General features: G+C 46.0%; 21 protein-coding genes, 1 tRNA gene and 1 pseudogene. 12 read left to right on the forward strand and 11 right to left on the reverse strand.

All coding sequences use genetic code 11. The features are described 5' to 3' along the window. Nucleotides 1-66: 66 nt before the first annotated feature. Entirely contained in the window at nucleotides 67-1,179 is a 1,113-nt protein-coding gene (locus ONT19_RS15110; RefSeq protein WP_264953251.1) for an ATP-binding protein, read from the reverse strand. Then, nucleotides 1,180-2,136, reverse strand: a complete 957-nt coding sequence (locus ONT19_RS15115; protein ID WP_118080863.1) for a methylenetetrahydrofolate reductase — start codon at nucleotides 2,134-2,136, stop codon at nucleotides 1,180-1,182. A 206-nt stretch (nucleotides 2,137-2,342) separates the two neighbouring features. Between ONT19_RS15115 and xylE the strand changes: the two genes are divergently transcribed. The 4 genes from xylE (at nucleotide 2,343) to ONT19_RS15135 (ending at nucleotide 5,609) form a co-directional block, all read left to right on the forward strand. After that, nucleotides 2,343-3,794, forward strand: coding sequence for a D-xylose transporter XylE (gene xylE / locus ONT19_RS15120; RefSeq protein ID WP_118080861.1), 1,452 nt, complete (start codon nucleotides 2,343-2,345; stop codon nucleotides 3,792-3,794). Nucleotides 3,795-4,744: 950 nt separating this feature from the next. After that, on the forward strand, nucleotides 4,745-5,329 hold the full coding sequence (locus ONT19_RS15125; protein WP_181975300.1) for an HU family DNA-binding protein: 585 nt from the start codon (nucleotides 4,745-4,747) through the stop codon (nucleotides 5,327-5,329). 25 nt (nucleotides 5,330-5,354) lie between these two features. Then, the gene (locus tag ONT19_RS15130) at nucleotides 5,355-5,459 is read left to right on the forward strand and encodes a smalltalk protein (protein ID WP_022120813.1); all 105 of its coding nucleotides are present in this window, start codon (nucleotides 5,355-5,357) and stop codon (nucleotides 5,457-5,459) included. A gap of 9 nt (nucleotides 5,460-5,468) precedes the next feature. Further along, the gene (locus ONT19_RS15135) at nucleotides 5,469-5,609 is read left to right on the forward strand and encodes a hypothetical protein (protein ID WP_264953252.1); all 141 of its coding nucleotides are present in this window, start codon (nucleotides 5,469-5,471) and stop codon (nucleotides 5,607-5,609) included. A gap of 145 nt (nucleotides 5,610-5,754) precedes the next feature. Here ONT19_RS15135 and ONT19_RS15140 read toward each other — a convergent pair whose 3' ends face one another. Continuing rightward, nucleotides 5,755-6,132 carry a helix-turn-helix domain-containing protein gene (locus tag ONT19_RS15140; RefSeq protein WP_106812019.1) on the reverse strand — a complete coding sequence of 126 codons (378 nt, stop codon included), beginning with the start codon at nucleotides 6,130-6,132 and terminating at the stop codon, nucleotides 5,755-5,757. Nucleotides 6,133-6,134: 2 nt separating this feature from the next. Beyond that, nucleotides 6,135-6,431, reverse strand: a complete 297-nt coding sequence (locus ONT19_RS15145) for a type II toxin-antitoxin system HigB family toxin (RefSeq protein WP_106812020.1) — start codon at nucleotides 6,429-6,431, stop codon at nucleotides 6,135-6,137. Nucleotides 6,432-6,598: 167 nt separating this feature from the next. Here ONT19_RS15145 and ONT19_RS15150 point away from each other — a divergent pair. Both ONT19_RS15150 and ONT19_RS15155 read left to right on the forward strand, forming a co-directional pair. Beyond that, nucleotides 6,599-6,721: pseudogene (locus ONT19_RS15150) on the forward strand (Rpn family recombination-promoting nuclease/putative transposase); the annotation flags it as partial. Between the two features lie 285 nt (nucleotides 6,722-7,006). Next, the gene (locus ONT19_RS15155; RefSeq protein ID WP_153093203.1) at nucleotides 7,007-8,254 is read left to right on the forward strand and encodes an AAA family ATPase; all 1,248 of its coding nucleotides are present in this window, start codon (nucleotides 7,007-7,009) and stop codon (nucleotides 8,252-8,254) included. Nucleotides 8,255-8,439: 185 nt separating this feature from the next. Here ONT19_RS15155 and ONT19_RS15160 read toward each other — a convergent pair whose 3' ends face one another. After that, nucleotides 8,440-9,084, reverse strand: coding sequence for a DUF4840 domain-containing protein (locus ONT19_RS15160; RefSeq protein WP_264909652.1), 645 nt, complete (start codon nucleotides 9,082-9,084; stop codon nucleotides 8,440-8,442). A 429-nt stretch (nucleotides 9,085-9,513) separates the two neighbouring features. On the opposite strand from ONT19_RS15160, the gene ONT19_RS15165 reads away from it, so the two are divergent. After that, on the forward strand, nucleotides 9,514-10,398 hold the full coding sequence (locus ONT19_RS15165) for a DNA/RNA non-specific endonuclease (protein WP_264953253.1): 885 nt from the start codon (nucleotides 9,514-9,516) through the stop codon (nucleotides 10,396-10,398). A gap of 82 nt (nucleotides 10,399-10,480) precedes the next feature. Here the strand turns inward: ONT19_RS15165 and ONT19_RS15170 are convergent. The 3 genes from ONT19_RS15170 to ONT19_RS15180 all read right to left on the reverse strand — a co-directional run bounded on the left by ONT19_RS15170 (nucleotide 10,481) and on the right by ONT19_RS15180 (nucleotide 12,358). After that, nucleotides 10,481-10,553 (reverse strand) — tRNA-Lys (locus tag ONT19_RS15170). Nucleotides 10,554-10,631: 78 nt separating this feature from the next. Further along, complete coding sequence (locus tag ONT19_RS15175) at nucleotides 10,632-11,759, reverse strand: AI-2E family transporter (protein WP_153113106.1); 1,128 nt, start codon at nucleotides 11,757-11,759, stop codon at nucleotides 10,632-10,634. Between the two features lie 14 nt (nucleotides 11,760-11,773). After that, entirely contained in the window at nucleotides 11,774-12,358 is a 585-nt protein-coding gene (locus ONT19_RS15180; RefSeq protein ID WP_119229586.1) for a thymidine kinase, read from the reverse strand. A 95-nt stretch (nucleotides 12,359-12,453) separates the two neighbouring features. Here ONT19_RS15180 and rsmI point away from each other — a divergent pair, with 95 nt between their 5' ends. Both rsmI and ONT19_RS15190 read left to right on the forward strand, forming a co-directional pair. Beyond that, the gene (gene rsmI / locus ONT19_RS15185) at nucleotides 12,454-13,218 is read left to right on the forward strand and encodes a 16S rRNA (cytidine(1402)-2'-O)-methyltransferase (RefSeq protein WP_022122104.1); all 765 of its coding nucleotides are present in this window, start codon (nucleotides 12,454-12,456) and stop codon (nucleotides 13,216-13,218) included. Nucleotides 13,219-13,288: 70 nt separating this feature from the next. Then, the gene (locus ONT19_RS15190) at nucleotides 13,289-14,140 is read left to right on the forward strand and encodes a hypothetical protein (protein WP_200757044.1); all 852 of its coding nucleotides are present in this window, start codon (nucleotides 13,289-13,291) and stop codon (nucleotides 14,138-14,140) included. Here ONT19_RS15190 and ONT19_RS15195 read toward each other — a convergent pair whose 3' ends face one another. Further along, complete coding sequence (locus ONT19_RS15195; protein WP_117587405.1) at nucleotides 14,141-14,587, reverse strand: nucleoside deaminase; 447 nt, start codon at nucleotides 14,585-14,587, stop codon at nucleotides 14,141-14,143. It abuts the gene before it with no gap. 103 nt (nucleotides 14,588-14,690) lie between these two features. Between ONT19_RS15195 and ONT19_RS15200 the strand changes: the two genes are divergently transcribed. From ONT19_RS15200 to pyrH, 3 genes are read left to right on the forward strand one after another with little or no spacing between them, the layout of a single operon-like run. Further along, on the forward strand, nucleotides 14,691-15,068 hold the full coding sequence (locus ONT19_RS15200; RefSeq protein ID WP_006847856.1) for a YraN family protein: 378 nt from the start codon (nucleotides 14,691-14,693) through the stop codon (nucleotides 15,066-15,068). Nucleotides 15,069-15,102: 34 nt separating this feature from the next. Next, nucleotides 15,103-15,840, forward strand: coding sequence for a biotin--[acetyl-CoA-carboxylase] ligase (locus ONT19_RS15205; RefSeq protein ID WP_264953254.1), 738 nt, complete (start codon nucleotides 15,103-15,105; stop codon nucleotides 15,838-15,840). Between the two features lie 59 nt (nucleotides 15,841-15,899). Further along, nucleotides 15,900-16,610 (forward strand): UMP kinase, encoded by a 711-nt coding sequence (gene pyrH, locus ONT19_RS15210; RefSeq protein ID WP_006847854.1) that lies wholly within the window; start codon nucleotides 15,900-15,902, stop codon nucleotides 16,608-16,610. 105 nt (nucleotides 16,611-16,715) lie between these two features. Here the strand turns inward: pyrH and pssA are convergent, their stop codons facing one another. Both pssA and ONT19_RS15220 read right to left on the reverse strand, forming a co-directional pair. Continuing rightward, nucleotides 16,716-17,444 carry a CDP-diacylglycerol--serine O-phosphatidyltransferase gene (gene pssA, locus ONT19_RS15215; protein ID WP_144153662.1) on the reverse strand — a complete coding sequence of 243 codons (729 nt, stop codon included), beginning with the start codon at nucleotides 17,442-17,444 and terminating at the stop codon, nucleotides 16,716-16,718. 71 nt (nucleotides 17,445-17,515) lie between these two features. Next, nucleotides 17,516-18,208: a phosphatidylserine decarboxylase family protein gene (locus ONT19_RS15220; RefSeq protein WP_264953255.1), complete on the reverse strand. Its 693-nt coding sequence runs from the start codon at nucleotides 18,206-18,208 to the stop codon at nucleotides 17,516-17,518. Nucleotides 18,209-18,264: the final 56 nt, after the last annotated feature.

An 18,264-nucleotide genomic window follows, 5' to 3' on the forward strand; every position in this document is an offset into this window, starting at 1 on the left:
TAATTTATAATGTACAATGAATAATGACCGGCATCTGCCCCGTTATTCATTTGAATTCTTCACTCTTCACTTCCTTAAAAGGAGAACGATGATTTTGAGCGCCATATCGAAGAAAACGATTTTGGCATTGGCATTTTGCGAAATCATGCGTTTGCTGTCTTCGAAGAGGTTGGAGATGTCAATGATGTTTGCCTCGTTGATGAAGCGGGCAAAGTTCTTGGCAAAGTTCTCCTCATCCTGCGTCATGTAGCTCAGTTCCGGATTCCGGAAGTTGTACATAAAACTTTCTCTGAGCATGTGCATGAAGTAGTCGAGCATGCGTTTCTGCTTTTCTCTTCCGAAGGTTGCTATCACATCGGTCCACTTCTTGAGGTCACCTATCTTGCGCATGTAAGCCAGTCGCATCAGCATGATGAACATGTCGAGATGCTGCCGGTTTTCGTTTCCTGCATCCAGTTCTTCGAGTGCGAGGTTCCAGTTGCCGTTGGCGATACGGGCTATGCGGTGTGCCATGTCTGGCTCCAGCGCTCTCCGTTCTATCAGCGCTTTTTCCATCTCAGCGGTTTCTATCTTCTTGAAGTCGATACGCTGCGTACGGCTTCTGATGGTTTCGAGCAGCAGTTCCGGATTCTCGCTTACCAGCAGGAATAGCGTCTGGCGTGGCGGTTCCTCCAGCAGTTTCAGTATCTTGTTGGCACTCTGTATGTTCATACGTTCCGGGAGCCATATCAGACTTATCTTATATCCGCCCTGACTCGACATCATCATCAGTTCGTGAGAGATGGCATCGGTTTCTTCGGCAGTGATGATAGCCTGTTTGTTATAGTCGACATCCGTCTTGCCCATCTTCAGCATCCAGTCGCTAATCTGGATGTAGGGACCTTTAGAAAGCAGCAGCTCTCTCCATTCCTTGATGAAGTCGAGGCTCACCGGTTTGTGCTCGCTGCCCATATTGGCGGTCTTGATGGTAGGAAAGGTGAAGTGGAGGTCCGGATGTTCCCATTTCCTGAGCATCGGTGAATCGCCCAGAAGATAGCTGGCAAAAGCCAGTGCCATCGCCAGTTTGCCGCAGCCCTGCGGGCCGCAGAACATCAGCGCATGGGGCAAACGGTTCTCCTGAACCATCTCCATGAGACGGTTCCATACTTCTTGCTGACCTATAACTTCATTTCTTTGCATTTAAAACAGAATTTTTGCTATTTGCTTGACGCTGTCTACAGCCGATACGGTGAAGAAGTGAACATTGTTGTAACCATGTTCGAAAAGATCTTGCACCTGAGCGGTAGTCCACTCGATACCGAGCTGCTTGGCATCTTCGTCAGTTTTACATTTCAATACCTCCTGTGCGAGTTCTTCAGGAATATCGCAGTGGAAGGTTTTCGGCACTACAGTGAGCTGGCTCAACTTGGCGAAAGGCTTGATGGCAGGAATGATAGGAATGGTTACGCCTATCTGCCGAGCCTTTTCAACGAAAGCATAGAACTTCTCGTTGTCGTAGAAGAGCTGGGTAACGGCATACGCTGCGCCCAACTGTTGTTTCTCCAGCAGATGCTGCATATCCATTTCGAGGTTTGGCGCCTCTTCATGTTTCTCCGGATAGCAGGCTACACCGCAGCAGAACTTGTCGCCCGGGTGCTTGATGGGAGTGCCGTCAAAGAAGAAACCGTCATTAAACTGATTCACCTGCTTCAGGAGGTCGGTGGCATGTGCATGACCGTTCTCGGTTGGTGTAAACTGCCGGTCTTCTTTCGCCTTGTCTCCTCGCAGAACGAGAATGTTGCTGATGCCCAGAAACTGGAGGTCGAGCAGTTCGTACTCGATGTCTTCCTTCGTAGCACCGCTGCAGATAATATGAGGGATGACAGGTATGTCGTACTTGTTCTGTATAGCGCCTGCGATGGCCACAGTGCCCGGGCGGCGGCGCACACGCTGGCGAGTGAGGAGACCGTTTTCCAGTTCCTTGTATACATACTCGCTATGGTGCGTAGTGATGTTGATAAAGCGAGGACCAAACTCGCTCAGCGCATCGATGGTACGGAAGAGCGCTGCTGTTCCGTTACCTTTGAGCGGAGGTAAAACCTCGAACGAAAAGCCTCGCTTATCGCCCTGCTGATGTAGAAAATCTGCTATGTTCATATTACCTAAATTCTATGTTTCTTCTTATTTTGGTGCAAATTTACAAAAAAAATAGGGGAAAACCGCATGTTGAACGTAATATTTATAAAGAAAAAACGTATATTATTAGGTGGAGATTGATTTTTGGCATGAAAAAAGAAGATTTCCTGCCGGTAAATGCTACGCTATTCTACAGAAAAGTGATTAAAATTTAAACCTAAAAAATAATGGAACAAAAACAAACAGGCTCTAGAGCCTATCTTATTTCAATTGTGATGGTAGCCGTTTTGGGCGGCTTGCTTTTCGGTTATGATACCGCGGTAATCTCGGGAGCCGAGAAGGGTTTGCAGGCATTCTTCATGGGTGCTGAGGATTTCACCTATACCGATTTCTGGCATGGATTCACTTCTTCCAGTGCTCTGATTGGTTGTATCATCGGTTCGGCGCTTTCGGGTGTGCTGGCTTCTAACTGGGGCCGTAAGCGTTCGCTGATCTTTGCGGGTGTGATGTTCTTCATCTCTGCATGGGGATCTATGTGTCCTGAGTCTTTGGTGTTGCCAAAGGGCGAACCTAATCTTACGCTTCTCATCGTGTTCAACCTCTACCGTGTGATTGGCGGTATCGGTGTGGGTCTGGCATCTGCTGTATGTCCGATGTATATCGGTGAGATTGCGCCTAGTAACATCCGTGGTATGTTGGTCAGCTGGAACCAGTTTGCCATCATCTTCGGTCAGCTGGTGGTTTATTTCGTCAACTTCTTCATTCTTGGCGATCATATTGCTCCTGCTATCCAGAGTGTGGGCAACGGTATGAACCAGATTCTGAATGGTGGCGAGGCTGCCTGGGCTATCGAAACCGGATGGCGCTATATGTTTGGTTCTGAGATGGTTCCTGCGGGTTTGTTTGCTCTGCTTATCTGCTTTGTTCCTGAGACTCCCCGTTATCTTGCCATGGTTGGTCAGGATGCGAAGGCTGAGCGTATCCTGGCTCGCATCAATGGTGCTGAGGAGGCTAAGAAGATTTTGGATGACATCAAGAATACGGTTACTGAGAAGAAGGAGAAACTGCTTACTTACGGTGTGCTCTGTATCTTCGTAGGTGTGATGCTCTCTGTATTCCAGCAGGCTGTAGGTATCAATGCCGTGCTCTATTATGCTCCTCGTATCTATGATGCTATGGGCTTTGACAATCCGATGGTATTGACCGTATTCAATGGTATCGTGAACCTCGGTTTCACCTGTGTAGCCATCTTTACGGTAGAGAAGTTGGGACGTAAGCCTTTGCTCATTACCGGTTCTCTGGGCATGGCATTGGGTGCCATCGGTGTAGCCATCACCTTCGGTAATCCTAATCTGCAGTTGTTGTGCATGGTATCCATCATGGTTTACTCTGCATCATTCATGTTCTCTTGGGGACCAATCTGCTGGGTACTTATCGCCGAGGTATTCCCTAATACGATTCGTGGTGCTGCTGTAGCGATTGCCGTAGCCTTCCAGTGGATTTTCAACTGGATTGTTTCTACCTCTTTCGTTCCGATGGCTAACAGCCTGGGCTATTGGTTCACCTATGGCCTGTATGGTGTTATCTGTATCCTCGCTGCCATCTTTGTATGGAAGCTCGTTCCTGAGACCAAGGGTAAGACACTGGAGGATATGACCAAGCTTTGGAAGAAAAACTAAGTTCTTATTCTGTGAAATATCAAGACCGCCAGGCGTAGAAAGAAACGCCTGGCGGTTTTTCTTTATGCCCCCGGCTCGTCAGCTTAATCCATACCATGATATGATTTAATTTTTCCATTTTCGTTTTTCTCTTTAAATTGTTAGTGGCCTACCGATTGGGGCAAGCTTGGTGTCCTTCATCGGGAGGAGAATCACATTCTCCGCGCTTTCATGATGCAAAAGTAATCTTTATTTCAGACTTATGCAATTTTTTGAAGAGAAAAAATGCATTTTAATGGCTGATTTGTTGAAAAAAAATCTTTTTCCTCACGTATTACGTATAATGTAAAAAATGTAAACGTATATATATAATATACTTGGTATAATGTAGGGAAGAAAAATTAACACCTAACTATCTGATATTCAATATCTTGTATTTTTAAGATTCGCCCTGGTAGTCATTGGGGCATATCAGAAGGCACATGATTGGCTCTGATGGTACCTATTATTGGCCCTGGTAGTCATCAAAAAAGGATAATTCTCTCTGGTAGTCATTGCCCACCCAAATGAGGTAAACAAACGATGTTCTTCCGTTTACCAACTGATGTGGCTGCGTCGGGTTAAGGATATGGCTGAACTGGGTTACGCAGACGGCTGGATTCGCTTACTCAGACGGCTGGACTCGCTGATTGAGCCACTTGAGTAATCTGACAAAGCCACTTGAGTAAGCTGATTGAGCCACTTGAGTAAGTTAACTGAGCCACTTGAGTAAGTTAACTGAGCCACTTGAATATTCTGCAGCATACGCTTGCGTGCAAAAGTATACATAATTGAGCCAAATAGAGCACAACTGGTACTTATCGTACCAAAGTGGACAAGTGGGGCACCGCCGATGTTGTATCTTTGTATCAGCATTCGGGAAGAGACCGGTGCACAACATGATTATTCACAATTTTAAAATTTTATGTATTATGGCAATTAATTACAGTTTAGTAAAGCTTGCGTCAAAATTTGGTGACAAAGCAGGAGTTCCTCTTTTCTACGCCCGTGCTCAGATGAAAGACTCCATTTCGCTCAAGAAGTTCGCGAAGTTGATCTCTATGCAGACCACTGTATCCTATGCGGATGTAACAGCCGTTCTGGTCAGTATGCAGGAGAACATGATCATCGAGTTGCAGCGAGGCAACCAGATTGATTTCGGCGAGTTGGGCAAGTTCCGCCTCCAGCTTACCAGTGAGGGTGCTGCAACCGCAGCCGAATTTAAGAGCGACATCAACATCAAGGGTGTGAACATCCAGTTTATCCCGGGCAGCGATCTTGCCAACATCTTCGTAGGTATGGAGTTTGAGCAGGTTGCATCACGTGCCGTACAGAAGGCTGCCCTCAAGGCTGAGAAGGAGGGTGCCAAGACCCTCGACATCGAGGAGGCTAAGAAAAAGCCTGCCAAGGACAATGCTCCTTCTGGCGGCGATACCACGGGTGGCAACACCTCAGGCGAGCAGACCGGTGGAACTGGCAGCACTGGCAACGGTGACACAGGAGACGGATTAGAATAATTAACCTTTTAAAACAGAATAGATTATGACAGAAAAGAACAAGCAGAAATGGAATGAGATTCTCAAGTTTGCAGTAACCGTACTGACAGCTCTCCTCGGGGCGTTGGGCGTTTCGGCAGGTGGACTTTAGAAGGAGTCGATGAAGCATCTGATTCAGGATCTTCACCACCGTTTTCCGAGCATCCGTACCATCCTGGGTCATCGCGATTTGCCTGGCGTTCAGAAAGCCTGTCCGTGTTTTGATGCCACGAAGCTCCAGTACCTCCTGGATGCTTCCTGATTCTCTTCCATTAAGAGGGTTTTTCAAGAGCAGAATCCCTCCGAATTTATTTAACAAGTTAGGGCGCATCCAATCCGATGCGCCCTTTTTCTTTGTCGTCATATTTCTTTCAGTCAACACTCAATATTCAACATTCAACACTCAACTATCCCAATACAACATTGGCAGGAACGCCGAGGTTGTGGTATATGTTTCTTGCAACATCAAAATTAATTGCACGACGTCCATGGAGAATATCACTTAATGCGGTTGTTGACACGCCTATAGCTTTTGCAGCCTCCTTTTGCTTGTAGCCTTTTTGGCGAAAAGCAACTTTGATGGCAGCTATGAGTGAAGGCTTAACTCGCCATGGATGGGGATCAACTTCGCATTCCCAATCGTAAGCAGCTTCGCTGAGGACCTTTAATTCTTCCTTTTCTACTTCGCTGAGAAAGTCCATGCCGCCCAATTGGGTGCCCTTTGCAAGCAGAGCCTCCATTCGCTCTTCAATTTCATTATATGTTTTTTCGTCTTTAATAGTCATAGTTATATATTTTTGATATCCTTAATCTTGTCATATTCAGCATGAGTTCCAACAAATCTAATATGTAGAAATCCTTGAAAGAACACAACGATAGTTACAAGCCTAAATTTATTGCCTGATATGTTGAAGACATATCTGTCATTCCCGACATAATCTGCCGAAGGAAATGCTTGCTTTAATTCTGCATGGCTTTTCCATTCTGTCTTTTCAACAAACTCTGCCCAGCGCATAAGCGGATCTGCTGCATCAGGATGTTTCCTTGCAAAATCTTTCAGCAATTTGAACTTTAATATCTTCATAATCGTTTATTTTTGCTGCAAAAATAGCGAAAAGTTCTCGATACAGAGAACTTTTCGCAAGAAAAGAAATAAATGTTAGCAATATTTAACTTATACGTACAGAAATCTCTTGCGGGTTTGAAAATAAAGTCGTAACTTTGCGCTATAGAATTTTAAAACAGATGGTTATGAAGTACTTAGATCCTAAGGCAGACCTTACGTTCAAGAAGATATTCGGCAATCATCCCGATCGATTGAAAAACCTTCTGAATAGCCTTCAGTCACTCAATGAAGATGAACTGATACAACAGAATTTCTGCCGAACAGGTTTCCAAAGCTACTCAGCTACCTTTGGAAATCATTAAGAATCTGAGCAATTCATAAAAAATATAATAGCGGAGATGTAGATTACGAATATCACCATATAATCAAGGGTCTATACGCCACCTGTTCATCGTGGCATATAGATCCTTGTCGTTTTTTATTCATTTTATCCATCGTATTGAATAAAATCAGTACTTTTTTATTCAATACGAATGATATATTGAATATTTTTTGTATCTTTGCCCCGGTTTAATCAATTCATCTGAAGAGAAATGAGAACAATTATCAATAACCAGAAAAAGGAACGGGATATTCTGCTTTCCCGTCCTTATCTTACACGTCATACCCAATATGATGTGGATGAACTGTTGGCAAGCAAGCAAATCAAGTTGATAACGGGGCCTAGAAGAACCGGCAAATCGACAGAGGCTTTGCTGATGCTGAAAGGCAGGAACTTTGCCTATCTGAATTTTGATGACGGCAAACTCCTGAGTGCATGGGACGATGATCTGGTTTGGGAAACGCTACGTGCCGTTTATCCCGACTTCGAGTATCTTCTGCTCGATGAGGTTCAAAATCTGGATGGTTGGGATTTGTGGGTCTCCAAGCTTTACCGCATGGGAATCAACATGGTCATTACGGGAAGCAACGCCAAATTGCTGAGTAGCGAAATGGCAACATTGCTTACAGGCAGATATATACAGATAGAGATGCTGCCTTTCAGTCTTTCTGAATTCTTTATCTGGAACCACAGGAATCTTTCGGAAGTATCAGAGATGAAAGATAGCGTATCCGACCTCTCGCTTATAGCTGACTATCTGCACCATGGTGGTTATCCTGAGACTGTAGCAGCAAGAAGCCTGACCCAAAACTATCTCTCCACACTCTTCGATTCCATCATTTGGAAAGACATTGCCAAGCGCCATAAAGTACGCAATGTGGAGGATTTGAACAGTCTTGCCATGTATCTGGTTTCTAACTTCTGCAATCCTTTCAGTGCCAACGAACTGGCAGAAGCGCTGGGATTTTCGAGCGTAGCAACCACCAAGAAGTTCATGGGATTTTTAAGAGAACCCTATCTCCTGTATTATCTGCCACGTTACAACAACAAGTTGAAAATGATGAAGAAAGCTCCACAGAAAGTATATGTGGTTGACAATGGTTTTGTAGAAGCCAAGGCTTTTAGTGTGAGTGAGAACTTAGGCAGGTTATTGGAGAATCAGGTTTTTATAGAGTTGGTTCGCAGGGGATATCATGCAGAAACATCGCTTTTCTATTATCGCTCCCGTAATGACAAGGAGACTGATTTTGTTACAAGGCAGGGTGCTCATGTAGAAAGTCTGATACAAGTATGTTATGACCTCTCTTCCGAACGAACACTCAAGCGGGAGATAGATAGCATCATAGAATGTGCGGGAGAACTCAAATGCTCCAATCTGATCATTGTCACGATGAATGAGGAAAGGGTAATTGAGAAAAATGGATATAAGGTCAAGGTTTTGCCTATATATAAGTTTTAAGGAGCGTCTGATCTTTGTATATATGCAACAAGGCGCAACCTTCTCACGAAGACTGCGCCTCTAATAGTTTTCTTTTTTTGTTTAATTTTTAAGAGAGTATTAACATATATATATTTGTAAGTGTAAGTTTCTTACTTGATATATAAGGATTACTGCTCCTTGTGCAACTTAGCTCTTAGATGGGCTTAGAGTTCCATCTCGAGCATAGCGTAGTAAGCCTGTAGATAACCACGGTAAACGTATGACTTGAGAGCATTTGCCTTAGTCTGACCATCTACGAGCACTCTGCCTGGTGTGATATATACACCGAGCTCCTTCTTGTTGTTGGTCTTCTTTGTGCCGATGTAAGCCAAGCTATAGTTGCTCAAGCCGCTATAGAACTGAATCTGCACCTTCTTGCCATCAGCATTGGTGTAAGTGATGTCTTGAGTAGCAGTGATAAACATCTGCTGAGCTGCATTGTAAGGCAGCAACTTAATCTTTAAGTCCTGTGCAGGCAACTTCTCTACCTCAGCTTTCAGTGTGGCATCGCTGAAGTACTTTGCAAACTTGCTCACCTCTACCTGCCTAACAGTGAGCATACTGTCGCTAGGAGTTACATAGCAATAAGTGGTAACTGAATCCTTGTCAAACTTCTCTGCATCTGTAGTGCCTACGCTGCCAGGGAAGAGGATTCCACCATTGTGCATACCCTGAATCTGGCTGAAGAGAGCCTGAGACTCCTGAGGCGTAGGCCACTGGAAGTCATCGCTGTCGCCTGTATTACAAGAAGTGAATGCGAAAGCTGCAACGAAGGCAGCTACAATTGAGAATAATTTGATTTTTTTCATTTTGCTATTATGTTTTGATTTTTATTTTCTCATATTTCTCAGCCTAAATGTACCCCGATATGGTTGCCCGAGGCTCTTCAGTCCTTGTATAAAACAAGAAAAGGCGGGAAACTTGCATCACTTTTAGTTAATCTCTGTTAATGCTCTTCACTTGTCCATTTCATAGAGCACTTTTGCCAATGTATCGTAACCTTTGACTTTCAGTTCTTAGTTGTTTGAGCTTTTTACTGTGTTATGTCTAGGTTTGTCCTACATAGCGATGCAAAGTTAGTGTTTTATTTTGAAATGCGCAAGAAATTTATGATTTTCTTTCTCTTTTTCGCATAAAAATACTACTTTTGTGGAGATTTTAGGGATTATTCACCTTAAAGCGGAATGAATAGTGTAGACTCTGAGTCTCATGGAAAATGAATTAATGATGAATCTGATATGAAAAAGAAAGTAGGTACATTTAAGATTTGGCTGTTGGCGATTGCCGCAGTAGTGGCGTTTTCTGTCTTGCCGAAGGTTTCTTCGTTGGCAACAGAAGATCAGGCACTTGTTGTAAAGGAGAATATGCAGGAGGCTGCTGATGCTGCGGGCGATGAATCGTCTGCAGAGAATAAGCAGGAAACTGCTGGAGAGGGTGCGAATCTGGAGGCGCTGGGGCTGGAGATTCCGGTATCTAAGGTAAAGGTATCTGAAACCATCAAGCATCGGTTGGCTTATACGGTATCTTATAATCATGATACGCGACAGCCGAATTGGGTAGCCTGGGCGCTGACGGGGGAGCATGCATCTGGTAAGTTGCCGCGCGGTAAGTTTGCTGATGATGAGGAGATGCCGGCACCCGTGGGTACTTTGGCGGATTATTATAACAGTGGTTTGGACAGGGGACACATGTGTCCGGCTGGTGACAACAAATGGAGCCAGCAGGCGATGGATGAATGTTTCCTGATGACCAATATGTGTCCGCAGAACCACAGTCTGAATGCGGGGGTATGGAACACGATAGAGCAGCAGTGCCGCAACTGGGCGAAGCAGTATGGTAAGGTTTATATTGTCTGCGGACCGATATTTCTGAATAAGGAGCATCGCAAGTTGGGCAAGAACAAGGTGGTAGTGCCTGATGCCTTCTTCAAGGTGGTTCTTCATACGGGCAAGAATCCGCAAGCCGTCGGCTTTATCTGCCGTAACCAGTCGCAGAAAGGCAGAAAGAAGACGGAATTCGTAAATTCAGTAGATGAAGTGGAGCGTATCACCGGCTATGATTTCTTCCCTCAGCTTCCGGATGATGTTGAGAAGAGGGTAGAGGCTAAGGCTGAAATGTTTTAAAAAGGAATTTCTGCAGTATCCAGTAATAGGATATAACAAAAAAAGGCTTTCCGTAATGGAAAGCCTTTTTCTTGAAGATCTGTGACTCGCATGGGGCTCGAACCCATGACCCCAACATTAAAAGTGTTGTGCTCTACCAGCTGAGCTAGCGAGTCAATCTTCTGCTTTATGTTTCAAAAGCGAGTGCAAAGGTACGGCAAAAATCTGAAATAACCAAATATTTTGCCATATTTTTACTGATTTTCTTCATTTTTATCCGAAATCGGGACATTTTCGCCCGTTTTTTCATGATATTGCGGCTTCTCCTTCGTTACATACCGCTGCCAGTAGGCTATGATGAGCGTTGTGAGCGGAAGGGCTACAATCAATCCCAGGAAGCCCAGAAGTGCACCCCAAACCGAGAGACTCAAGAGGAGAATGGCTGGGTTCAATCCCATCGCCTTACCCATGATCTTCGGGGTAACTACCATGTCGGTGATGACCTGCACCACACAGAACACCAGAACAGCCAGACCGAATACCAGCCAGAAGTTCTGACCTGTGTCGGCAGCCTTCAGCATGGCAAGGAATGCCGTAGGGATGAGGGCGAAGGTATGGAGATACGGAACCAGGTCCATGATGCCGATGAGAATACCCAAACCTATCGCCATCGGGAAACCGATGATGGTAAAACCGATGCAGAACATGATGCCCATACAGAGCGCTACCAGTCCCTGACCACGGATATAATTGTTGAGTTCGCGCTCCACATCCTTCATCAGCGCACTCCAGAACGGACGGTTCTTCTTGGGGAAGATTCTCACCCAGTTGGCTGTCAGCGTCTCATAATCGAGCAGGATGAAGAACATATATAATAAGGTAATCATCGATGCCACGATACTCATCAGTACCGTTGCCGTCTGGCTGACTACCGAGAAGACCTTAGGCATGGTGGTCTTGATGGCATCGCTGAAGTCCTTGCTTTTCAGAAAATGCTCTATCTGCTCCTGGTTGGCCTGCAGCCAGTCTTTGATCAGCGCCGTCAGGTTGTTGGTATGAGTCGTCTGATGCAGCCATCGTGTCAACACCTCACCGAGTTTGTCAAACTGGTCAATCATCGGAGGGATGATGAGCCACAGCACGCCTCCTATAACAGCGATAGCCGTTCCCATGGCGATGAGGATAGACAGCGCACGTATTCTGACGTGGAGTTTGTTTTCGATAAACTTCACGACCGGATAGAGCAGGTAAGCGAAAAACCATGCAATGAAGAATGGCAGCAGTACGCTGCTCAGATAATTGGTCATGTAGAGCACGGCCAGTACGATGAGGGTAACACCCGCCCATCTTATAAATTTATCAAATGTAATCTCCTTTCCCATAACTGTTCCTTTTGTTATAATTTTTCGTTAAGAATCGCCTTCTGGTAGCATTCTCTGCAGAGTGGCTCGTATTCATCTTTCTCGCCCAGGAGCACCCGTTTGTCGTTATTGACCAACCGGTGGCTCACATAGGCAACCGATCCGCACTTTACGCAGATGGCATGAACCTTGGTCACCTCGTCGGCGATGGCACAGAGGGCAGGAATCGGACCGAAGGGAACTCCCTTGTAGTCCATATCCAGTCCTGCCACGATGACTCTCACGCCACGGTTGGCAAGTTCGTTGCAAACCTCCACGAGCCCATTGTCCAGGAACTGGGCTTCATCGATACCCACCACGTCGATATCAGAAGCCAATAGCAGTATCGATCCAGAGGACTCAATAGGAGTAGACCGGATAGAGTTCTGATCATGGCTCACTACATCTTCCTCGGAGTAACGAGTGTCAAGCGCCGGCTTAAAGATTTCTACCTTCTGCTTGGCGAACTTCGCACGCTTCATTCTTCGGATCAATTCCTCTGTTTTTCCGGAGAACATCGATCCGCACACCACTTCAATTCTTCCGGGACGGTGTGCCTCCCCAATTAGATTTTCTGTCATTTCGGGGGCAAAATTAATAATAAGGTTTTAAAAAATGCAAAGAAACGCGTTTTTTTTTTGCTATGAAAGATTAATTAACTACATTTGCGGTCAGTATGGGCACATTATACATCGTTCCGACTCCAGTTGGTAACATGGAGGACATGACAATGCGAGCCATTCGCATACTGAAAGAAGCGGATTTGGTACTCGCTGAGGACACTCGAACATCGAGTGTTCTGCTGAAGCATTTCGATATCAGAAATCGATTAGTGGCTCACCATAAGTTTAACGAACATGGCACATCTTCTGCCATCGTAGAGCGACTGAAGGGTGGCGAAACCATCGCCTTGATCAGCGATGCCGGAACACCGGGTATCAGCGATCCTGGTTTTTACCTCGCCCGCGAGGCAGCCAAGGCAGGCATCACGGTGCAGACTTTGCCTGGTCCTACGGCATGCATACCGGCCATCGTTTCATCGGGTTTGCCATGCGACCGTTTCTGCTTCGAAGGATTCATTCCGCAGAAAAAGGGCAGACAGACCTATCTTGAATCATTGAAGGATGAGGTGCGCACCATGATTTTCTATGAATCGCCTTATCGTGTGGTGAAAACCTTGCAGCAGTTTGCCGAGGTTTTCGGGGATGACAGACAGGTGAGCTGTTGTCGTGAAATATCCAAACTCCACGAGGAGAGTGTGAGGGGTACGCTTGCCGAGGTCATCGCTCATTTTGAAGAGACAGAACCAAGGGGCGAATTTGTCATCGTATTGGCAGGAAAAGATCCTAAACAGCTCAAGGAGGAGATGAAGGAAAAGAAGCGTGAAGAGCGCCGGCAGAAGAAAAACGGGGCTCGCAGGGATGAAGAAAGTAATGAATAAAGTATAGGAAGCGACGCGTTTTACGCGAAAAAATAATTTTTTAAATCAAACATTAAAAAGGAAAATGATTATGAAAAAGCTATTATTTGCGGCATGTTTAGCTGCTTTTTGCTTGACCAGTTGCAACAACGGCAAGAACAACACCCAGGATTTGGCAAATCAGCAGAATGATTCGCTAAACAGTATCATCGCTCAGAAAGATAGCGAAATTAACGATATGATGGGTACATTGAATGAAATCCAGGACGGTTTGAACCAGATTAGTGAGGCTGAACACAGAGTAACTATTCTGAAGAACGGTGAGGGTGCCAACAAGAGACAGCAGCTCAAGGAGGATGTTCAGTTCATCGCTACCCGCATGCAGCAGAACCGCGAACTCCTGGCTAAACTGCAGAAGCAGATGGCTAACAGCTCTTTGCAGGCTGACCAGTTGAAGAAGGCCATCGCAAACCTTCAGGAGCAGATTGCACAGAAGGATAAGGAACTTCAGGTGCTTCGCGAGGAGTTGGATAAGAAGGATATTCATATTGCAGCGCTCGACGAGACTATCAACAATCTGAATACCAAGACCTCTCGTCTTACTACTGAAAGCAGCCAGAAGACAGAGACAATCAATGCACAGGACAAGCAGCTCAACACTGCCTGGTATGTATTCGGTACCAAGAAGGAGTTGAAGGAGCAGCATATCATGGAAGGTGGTAAGGTAATGACCGGTAATTTCAACAAGAGTTATTTCACCAAGGTTGATATCCGCAACATTTCTGAAATCAAGTTGATGTCAAAGTCGGCTAAGTTGCTCACTACCCACCCATCCAGCTCTTATGCATTGGTACGTGATGCTAACAAGCAGTATACACTCCGCATCACCAATCCACAGATTTTCTGGAGCACCAGCAAGTATCTTGTAGTGCTCGTTAAGTAATTATCTCTTTCTCTGAAAGAAATCCTGCATGAGTGCGCGGCACTCATCTTCCAATACGCCCGATGTAACTGTCGTCTTAGGATGCAGTGCATCGGGCGCATATTTTGTATACCCCCTTTTCTCGTCGCTGGCACCATATACCACGCGGCTGATCTGTGCCCATCCCAGCGCTCCGGCGCACATCACGCAGGGTTCTACCGTAACGTAGAGGGTACAGTCTTTCAGGTATTTTCCTCCCAGCATGTTGGCTCCCGAAGTGATGGCCTGCATTTCGGCATGAGCCGTAACATCGGTCAGCATCTCCGTAAGATTGTGGGCACGCGATATGATCCGGTCTTTACAAACGATGATGGCGCCTACCGGAATCTCGTCTTCATCGAATGCCGCCTGAGCCTCCATCAGAGCACGGCGCATGTATGCTTCGTCTTTATTCTTAATATCTTCCATTGTTTTTCGTGCAAAATTACATAAAAAAGTTTGAAGTGTGGACTTTTTTTGTTATTTTTGCAAGGTAAAAGCATCTTTTGATGCAAAATAAAGAAAATAGACTATGGCAGAGCATAATGAATTAGGCAAATGGGGAGAAGACGAGGCTACGCTCTATCTCGAGAATGAAGGCTATGTCGTCATCGACAGAGACTGGAAAGCCGGCAAGCGGGATCTGGATATCCTTGCCGTTTCGCCGGATGGTAAGACGCTGGTTGTGGTAGAAGTAAAGACCCGTTCGGGTGAAGAATACCAGCAGCCCGAGGAAGCCGTAGATGTCAGGAAGATGCGCAATCTGGCAATAGCCGCCAATACTTACGTCAAGGAACAGAAGGTGGAAAAAGAACTTCGCTTTGATATTGTTACCGTGGTAGGTGTAGGGCATCAGGTGAAACGCATCGAGCATCTTGTGGATGCCTTCAACCCGTTGCTGATTGGATAACCCGTTGTGATTCGCTATACATTATTATATAGACATGGAAAAGAAGATTATACGATTAAAGGAAGTGGATTCCACGAATACCTTCCTGAAGAATTTGGATACTTACGATGAAGATGCGCTGACCATTGCCATTGCTGATTATCAGACATCGGGCAGGGGACAGGGCGTGCATACCTGGGAGAGTGAACCGGGCAAGAACCTCCTCTTCAGTATGATGATGTGTCCTAAGTGGGTTCCTTTGCGCCAGCAGTTCCTCCTTTCCGAGGCTGGTGCGCTCGCCGTGAAGGATGCTCTTGATTCCTATACGGACGGCATTACGCTGAAATGGCCGAATGATGTGTACTGGTATGACAAGAAAATCAGTGGCACGCTGATAGAGACTGCCATCGACTCCAAGGGCATCAAGCGCTGCATCTTCGGTATCGGCATTGATGTCAATCAGACTGAGTTCCACAGCGATGCGCCCAACCCTGTATCTCTGGCTCAGATTCTGGGGTATGAGGTGGATAGGGAAGAGGTGCTGCAGAAGGTGATTGAGGCTTTCTGCAAATACTACGAACTTCTGCGTCGTGCCGACTATATGGATGTGTCGGGCATCTATCATCTTTCTCTCTACCGTCGCAAGGGCTATCACTGGTATGAGGATAAGGACGGTAAGTTCGAGGGTGCTTTCGTAGAGGTGGAGGACGATGGTCATCTCATCCTTCATGACAAGAAGGGAGTAATCCGCTCGTATGCGTTCGGAGAAATCAAGTTTCTAGTTAATAGTTAATAGTTTATAGGAGGCTACGCCCTATAAACTGTTAACTGTAAATTGTAAATTAAAATAAAATGGCAAAGTTTAAAAGAATTCTTTTGAAATTGAGTGGCGAGAGTCTGATGGGTAAGCAGAGCTTCGGCATCGACCCAGAGCGCCTGAGTGATTATGCTAAGCAGATAAAGGAGGTCCATGAGATGGGCGTTCAGATAGGCATTGTGATTGGTGGTGGTAACATCTTCCGCGGTTTGAGCGGAAGCCAGAAGGGGTTCGACCGTGTCAAGGGTGACCAGATGGGTATGTGTGCTACCGTTATCAATTCCCTGGCATTGAGCAGCGCGCTCGGAGCCTTGGGCGTTAAAAACAAGGTGCTTACTGCCATCCGCATGGAGCCTATCGGCGAATTCTACACCAAGTGGAAGGCGATTGAGGCAATGGAGGCAGGCTATATCTGCATCTTCTCTGCAGGTACAGGCAGTCCATACTTCACTACCGATACCGGTTCTTCTCTCCGTGGTATCGAAATCGAGGCTGACGTGATGCTCAAGGGTACCCGTGTAGACGGCATCTATACCGCCGACCCTGAGAAGGATCCTACAGCTACCAAGTTCAAGGATATCACCTATGATGAGATTTATACCAAGGGCTTGAAGGTAATGGATTTGACTGCTACCACCATGTGTAAGGAAAACAACCTCCCTATCTACGTGTTCAATATGGATGTTGTAGGTAACCTCAAGAAGGTGATGGATGGTGAGGAGATTGGTACGCTCGTACACAACTAATCATCTCTCTCAACAGGAAGAAAAAAGCAAATGCGACTGGATTCACATCTAGCCGCATTTTTTATAAACCTAAATACCCAAATGTCCCCATAAAGGGAATTTCTTCTACTTCTTCTTCAGATAAATAATCGCCGAGATGATGACGTATGCCACGATGACAAGCCACCAGCCGGTGAGGAAACCGGTCAGACCATCGAGTGCTACCGAAGTAGCGAGGATGATGAGGGTGAGCGCAGCAAAGCCATATTTCACCTCATTGCCCTTGAAACCCCACTGTTTGAACTTCAAGGCGAAAAGAGGCATCTCGCAAACCAGCAGATAGCTGGTGATGAGTATCAGAGCCAGAATGATGAATACCGACCATGAATATCCTTCGAGCCAGCTTGGATTGAACACAATCAGCGAACCCCAGAACAGGGCGTTGGCTGGTGTAGGAACACCGATGAAAGAGGTAGTCTGGCGCTCATCAAGATTAAACTTAGCCAGTCGCAATGCCGAGAAGGCTGCGATGATGAAGGCTGCGTAAGGCAGCCATGGGCGCAAAGGCTCCAGAAAACCCGGATATTCCATCACAAAGAGTTGTGAGAATACGATGGTGGCAGGAGCCACACCGAAGGTTACGTCATCTGCCAGCGAATCCAGCTCCTTGCCTATTGGCGATGAAACGTGCAGCAGGCGGGCGCTCATGCCGTCAAAGAAGTCGAATACGGCTCCGATGATAATCCATAACAATGCCATCTTTGGGTTTCCGCCGAAGGCAAACGATGTTGCGATGCAGCCCGAAACCAGGTTGCAGCAGGTTATCGTGTTTGGAATATGTTTCTTGATACTCATTTCTTTCCAGTATATTATGATAGAGTGAAAGCCGGAAGTATGTTCCGGCTTGCCCTCTATCTGTCAATATGTTATTTCAATTTAGCGATGATGGTCTGGTCGCCTGTAGTTGACTGTCCCATCTTTACGCATACTTCTGTACCTACAGGCAGGTAGACATCCACACGTGAACCTAGCTTGATGAATCCCAGGTGCTCGTCGATGAAGCATTCTTCCCCTTCCTTGGCATAGGTTACGATGCGGCGTGCCACCGCACCGGCAATCTGTCGGCAGAGTACATCCACTCCCTTAGGTGTGGTAATCATCACGTCGGCATGCTCGTTTTCCTCGCTAGCCTTAGGCAGCCATGCCTTGTGGTAGTTGCCGTCCACATGCTTCACGAATTTCACCTTACCATCCACCGGGAACCAGTTGGCATGAACATTCCAGAGGCTCATGAAGATGGAAATCATCAGGCGGCGGTCACCGAAGTAGGGAGCATTCTCCACCTCTTCTATCACCACAATCTTACCGTCGGCTGGTGCTACTACCAGTTTCGAAGTATCCTCTACGTTGAGGTATCTGACAGGACAACGATAGAAGTTGAGCACGATACCATATACCATACCGAACACAACAACAAAAACCCAGAACGGAATCTTGTTGTCTAAGGTTGTCCACAATATAGCCGCAATGGCTACTAACGCTATCGCTCCGGTAACCAGCTGATCGGTACCTTCGCGGTGCAATCTTATCTTCTTTAATTTCTTTATTTTCTGTCCCATATATTAGGATTAAGTTTTTATTGGTGCAAAGGTACGTCATTTTTATCACTTTTGCA

The organism is Segatella copri (genome assembly GCF_026015625.1).
In the GTDB taxonomy this organism is placed as follows: domain Bacteria; phylum Bacteroidota; class Bacteroidia; order Bacteroidales; family Bacteroidaceae; genus Prevotella; species Prevotella copri_H.

Bases quoted from the DNA above. Each gene is read 5' to 3' on its own strand.
- ONT19_RS15110 (WP_264953251.1), bottom strand. From the start codon at position 1,179: ATGCAAAGAAATGAAGTTATAGGTCAGCAAGAAGTATGGAACCGTCTC.
- ONT19_RS15115 (WP_118080863.1), bottom strand. From the start codon at position 2,136: ATGAACATAGCAGATTTTCTACATCAGCAGGGCGATAAGCGAGGCTTT.
- xylE (WP_118080861.1), top strand. From the start codon at position 2,343: ATGGAACAAAAACAAACAGGCTCTAGAGCCTATCTTATTTCAATTGTG.
- ONT19_RS15125 (WP_181975300.1), top strand. From the start codon at position 4,745: ATGGCAATTAATTACAGTTTAGTAAAGCTTGCGTCAAAATTTGGTGAC.
- ONT19_RS15130 (WP_022120813.1), top strand. From the start codon at position 5,355: ATGACAGAAAAGAACAAGCAGAAATGGAATGAGATTCTCAAGTTTGCA.
- ONT19_RS15135 (WP_264953252.1), top strand. From the start codon at position 5,469: ATGAAGCATCTGATTCAGGATCTTCACCACCGTTTTCCGAGCATCCGT.
- ONT19_RS15140 (WP_106812019.1), bottom strand. From the start codon at position 6,132: ATGACTATTAAAGACGAAAAAACATATAATGAAATTGAAGAGCGAATG.
- ONT19_RS15145 (WP_106812020.1), bottom strand. From the start codon at position 6,431: ATGAAGATATTAAAGTTCAAATTGCTGAAAGATTTTGCAAGGAAACAT.
- ONT19_RS15155 (WP_153093203.1), top strand. From the start codon at position 7,007: ATGAGAACAATTATCAATAACCAGAAAAAGGAACGGGATATTCTGCTT.
- ONT19_RS15160 (WP_264909652.1), bottom strand. From the start codon at position 9,084: ATGAAAAAAATCAAATTATTCTCAATTGTAGCTGCCTTCGTTGCAGCT.
- ONT19_RS15165 (WP_264953253.1), top strand. From the start codon at position 9,514: ATGAAAAAGAAAGTAGGTACATTTAAGATTTGGCTGTTGGCGATTGCC.
- ONT19_RS15175 (WP_153113106.1), bottom strand. From the start codon at position 11,759: ATGGGAAAGGAGATTACATTTGATAAATTTATAAGATGGGCGGGTGTT.
- ONT19_RS15180 (WP_119229586.1), bottom strand. From the start codon at position 12,358: ATGACAGAAAATCTAATTGGGGAGGCACACCGTCCCGGAAGAATTGAA.
- rsmI (WP_022122104.1), top strand. From the start codon at position 12,454: ATGGGCACATTATACATCGTTCCGACTCCAGTTGGTAACATGGAGGAC.
- ONT19_RS15190 (WP_200757044.1), top strand. From the start codon at position 13,289: ATGAAAAAGCTATTATTTGCGGCATGTTTAGCTGCTTTTTGCTTGACC.
- ONT19_RS15195 (WP_117587405.1), bottom strand. From the start codon at position 14,587: ATGGAAGATATTAAGAATAAAGACGAAGCATACATGCGCCGTGCTCTG.
- ONT19_RS15200 (WP_006847856.1), top strand. From the start codon at position 14,691: ATGGCAGAGCATAATGAATTAGGCAAATGGGGAGAAGACGAGGCTACG.
- ONT19_RS15205 (WP_264953254.1), top strand. From the start codon at position 15,103: ATGGAAAAGAAGATTATACGATTAAAGGAAGTGGATTCCACGAATACC.
- pyrH (WP_006847854.1), top strand. From the start codon at position 15,900: ATGGCAAAGTTTAAAAGAATTCTTTTGAAATTGAGTGGCGAGAGTCTG.
- pssA (WP_144153662.1), bottom strand. From the start codon at position 17,444: ATGAGTATCAAGAAACATATTCCAAACACGATAACCTGCTGCAACCTG.
- ONT19_RS15220 (WP_264953255.1), bottom strand. From the start codon at position 18,208: ATGGGACAGAAAATAAAGAAATTAAAGAAGATAAGATTGCACCGCGAA.